This is a genomic window from Kineococcus indalonis, from assembly GCF_009906395.1.
Lineage (GTDB): Bacteria > Actinomycetota > Actinomycetes > Actinomycetales > Kineococcaceae > Kineococcus > Kineococcus indalonis.
The window spans coordinates 613-4,475 of the sequence record NZ_JAAALM010000344.1; the positions used below are offsets into that span (position 1 = coordinate 613).

At 78.5% G+C, this 3,863-nt stretch carries 4 protein-coding genes; 3 read left to right on the top strand and 1 reads right to left on the bottom strand.

The features are described 5' to 3' along the window. Positions 1-999, top strand: a 999-nt coding sequence (locus tag GTR00_RS15290) for a hypothetical protein (protein WP_205705898.1), incomplete at its 5' end; no start/stop codon positions are given. Between the two features lie 220 nt (positions 1,000-1,219). Continuing rightward, positions 1,220-2,248 (top strand): phosphatase PAP2 family protein, encoded by a 1,029-nt coding sequence (locus tag GTR00_RS25910; protein WP_166612459.1) that lies wholly within the window; start codon positions 1,220-1,222, stop codon positions 2,246-2,248. Positions 2,249-2,254: 6 nt separating this feature from the next. Here the strand turns inward: GTR00_RS25910 and GTR00_RS15300 are convergent, their stop codons facing one another. Beyond that, complete coding sequence (locus GTR00_RS15300; protein ID WP_323132509.1) at positions 2,255-3,385, bottom strand: S1C family serine protease; 1,131 nt, start codon at positions 3,383-3,385, stop codon at positions 2,255-2,257. A gap of 169 nt (positions 3,386-3,554) precedes the next feature. Here GTR00_RS15300 and GTR00_RS15305 point away from each other — a divergent pair, with 169 nt between their 5' ends. Beyond that, a complete protein-coding gene (locus tag GTR00_RS15305; RefSeq protein WP_205705899.1) occupies positions 3,555-3,854 on the top strand; it encodes a DUF6343 family protein in 300 nt (99 codons plus the stop codon). The last annotated feature ends 9 nt before the right edge of the window (positions 3,855-3,863 follow it).

Sequence of the window (3,863 nt, forward strand, 5' to 3'; positions counted from 1 at the left end):
GCGGCGCTCCTGCTGGCGCTGCTGCCGTGGCTGCGACCGGAGGGGCTCGTGCCCGCGCTGGCCGTGGTGGCGGCCGCGGAGGGGCCGGGCCTGCTGCACCGCGCCCGGCGCTGCGCGGCGCTGCGCCGCTGCGCGTGGCTGGTGGGCGTGCCCGTCGCCTCGCAGGCCGTGCTGCAGGCCGGCCGGCTGGCGGTCTTCGAGCACCTGCTGCCCAACTCCGTGCTCTACAAGGCGGGCACCGGGCAGGGGGCGGCGGTGCTGGTGAAGTTCCTCGAGCAGGCGGCGCCCGTGGTGGTGCTCGCCGTGGCCGGGGCGGTGCTGGCCGGCGGTCGCGGCCGCGTCCTGGTGGTGCCCGCGCTGGTCCTGGCGGCCGGCTCGATCGGCACGCTGGACAGCGCCAACGGGTACAGCCGCTTCTTCGTGCCCGTGTGGCCGCTGCTGGCGCTGCTGGCCGGCGCGGCCGTCGCGGCCCTGCCGGCCACCGGCACCCGCTGGCGCGGCCGGGCGGCGGTCGCGACCACCGCCGCCGCGGCCACCGCGGTGCTGCTGCTCGTGCCGCCCGGCGGCGCGGCCGAGGTGCGCGGGTGGGCCCAGCGCTACGGGGACTGCAAGGTGGCGGCGCGCGCGGCGATGGCCGCGTGGCTGCGCACCACGCCCGACGGCACCGTCTTCGCCGTCTCCGACGCGGGGCTGGTGCCCGCCCGCGCCGGCGGGCGCACGGCGCTGGACGCCTTCCTGCTCAACGACCCGCTCCTGCAGCGCACCGGCCCGCTGGCGCCGGCGGTGCGAGCGCGCACCGTCCTGCGCCGCCGGCCCGACGTGCTCGTCCTCGTCAGCCGCGACCCCGCCCGGTTCGTCGCCGGGTACCCCACCGACGAGCGCCTGCACGCGCTGGGCACCGGTGCCGGCTACCGGCTGGAGCACGTCGCGCGGGGGCGGGGGCCCTCCTGCCGCTACCACCTGATGGCCTTCACCCGCCGAGGGGGCCCCACCCGCTGACGGGGCCGGCCGCGTCGCCCGCGCCGGGGCCGGTCCCGCGTGGCACCATGCACGCCAGCCGAACCCCGGCTGACGGCGAGGTGGACGCGGGAGGTCGCTCGTGCACGAGATCTCCCCCGGAGGGGCCGCCCCGGGCCCCCGGGGACCGGCGGCGGCGGGCGTGCCCGCCCCGGGACGACCAGCTCCGGGGTCGGCGCCCGGGACGGCCGCCGAGCCGCACGTGTCGTGGTGGGGCACCTGCGCGCTGCTCGTGGGCGTCGCCGTGCTCACCGGCACGACCGCCCTCGTGGCCTCCCTGGCCCTGGACGTCCGGCTGCGCGACCCGGAGGGCTTCCTCGGCCCCAGCTACGTGCGGCTGCCGGCCCTGGCGGCGGGGTTCCTGCTGGTGGACCTGCTCCCGCGCCTGGCCCTGGGGGTCCGCTCCGCCGGCGGGGGCGCCCGGGCCGCGGCGGCGCGCGCCGTGCTGCGCGAGCGCCTGGCGCCGCAGCGGCTGGGCCTCGTGCTCCTCGGCCTGCTCAGCTTCTACGTCACCTACGTCGGCTACCGGAACCTCAAGAACCACCTGCCCCTGCTGCGCGGGGAGCTGCACGACCGCGACCTGCTGCGCCTGGACGAGGCGATGGCGTTCGGCGCCGACCCGGCCCACGTGCTCCACGAGGCGCTGGGCACCGGCGTCGCGGCGCACGTGCTGTCGGCGGTGTACGTCTTCTTCCTGTTCTTCGTGCCGTTCTCCCTGGCGCTGGCGCTGGTGCGGGTGCGCGACCCGCGCGACGGGTACTGGTACGTGACCGCCCTGGGCCTGAACTGGGCGCTGGGCACCGCCTCGTACTACCTGCTGCCCGCGCTGGGACCCGTCTACGCCGACCCCGCCCAGTACGCGGACCTGCCCGCCACCGGGGTCTCCGAGCTGCAGGCCAGCCTGATGCGCTCGCGCGTGCTGGTGCTGGCCGACCCCCACGGCACCGACCGCATCCACGGCATCGCCGCGTTCGCGTCCCTGCACGTCTCCATCGTGCTGACGGCCGCGCTCGTCGCCCAGCTGGCGCACCTGGGCGCGGTGGTGCGCTGGGTCCTGTGGGCCTACGCCGCGCTCACCGCGCTGGCGACCGTGTACTTCGGCTGGCACTACCTCGTCGACGTGCTCGCCGGCGCGGCCGTCGCCGGCGCCTCGGTGTGGCTGGGCGCCCTCGGCACGCGCGCCTGGCGGCACCGGGCGGTGCCGCTGCCGCCCGGGCCGCCCGTGCGCTGAGGGGCCTCAGCTCGCGGGCAGCTCCCCGAGCTCGACGTCGAAGCTGCGCTCGTCGCCGCCGCGCCGGACCACGACCGGCACGCTCTGGCCCACCTCCAGCCCGGCCAGCACCGTGGCCAGCTCCGAGGCGCTGCCCACCTCCCGGTCGGCCACCGAGGTGATCACGTCCCCGGCGCGCAGCCCCGCCCGCTCGGCCGCGCCGCCGGGTTCCACGGAGACCACCCCCACGCCGGCCGGCTGCCCGGAGGCGTTCGCGATGGTGGTGATGGTGACGCCCAGGGCGGCGCGGTTGGTGTCGGTGACCCGCCCGTCGCGCACCAGCTGCAGGGCGATGTCGCGGGCGGTGTTCGACGGGATCGCGAAGCCGATGCCGGGAGCGGCCCCGCCCTGCTGGCCGTTGGTGGCCGCCAGGGTGGGGATGCCGATGACCTCCCCGGCGAGGTTCACCAGCGCGCCGCCGCTGTTGCCGGGGTTGATGGCGGCCGAGGTCTGGATCGTGCCCGGAAGCGTGGCGCCCGCCGGCACCGCCTCGCTGGGCGGTTCGGTGACGGTGCGCCCGGTGGCCGAGACGATCCCGTTCGTCACGCTGCTGGACAGCCCCAGCGGGTTGCCCATGGCCAGCACGAGCGTGCCGACCTCCACGGCGTCGGAGTCGCCCAGCCGGGCCGGGACCAGCTCGGCCGCGCCCTCCACGCGCACCACGGCCAGGTCGTTCTGCGGGTAGCTGCCCACCAGGGTCGCCGGGTAGGAGGCGGGGGAGTTCGCGAACTGCACCTGGAAGCTGGTGGCGTCGCCCACGACGTGCGCGTTGGTGACGATGTTGCCGTCGGCGTCGAGCACGACGCCGCTGCCCAGGCCGGTGCCGGTGCTGATCTGCACCACCGACGGCAGCACCTGGCGGATCACCTGCTGGTACGACTCCTCCAGGCCCGCCGCGCCCCCGCCGACCCCGGTGGACCCCTGCGCGGACCCCGGCGCGGCAGGCGCGCTGCTCGACGCCGCACCGCTGCTGGTGGCGGCCGCGCCCTCCTGGCCGGTGCCGGTGCAGCCGGCCACCGCCAGCGGCAGGAGCAGGACGCCGGCCAGCGCGGTGCGGCGGCGCGCCGCGGGTCGGGCGGTGGGCGAGGTGCTGCTCACGGGGACTCCCCTCACGGGCCGGGGCCGCCGCGGTGCGGCGCCGGCGGGTCGGACACGACTGCGCAGGTCCCCGATCCTGGGCGCCGCGGCGGGACGGCGCCACTCAGGCGACGCCGCCCGGGCCCGGACCGCGCGCATGGTCACCGCGGCGCCGGGGTACCCCACCGGCATGAGCGCAGCCGACCCGCGTCGCCCCGCCGGACCCGACGCCGGGCGCGTGCCGCCCGGGCAGCCCCGCGGCCGCACCGGCGACGAGCCGCGCACCGCCCGCTCCCCGTTGACCCTGCGGCTGCTGCTGGCCCTGTTCGGCCTCGTGGTGTGCGGCGTCCTCGGTGCGCTGTGGCTCACCGCCGCCCGGCCCCCGGGCGGCACGCGCGGCCCCGGGCTGGTGCTGGTGCTGCTCGCCGTGGTCGCCCTCGCCGACGTCGCCGTGGTCGCCGCCCGGTTGCGCCGCCGGCGGCGGGGGTGAGCCCCGCCC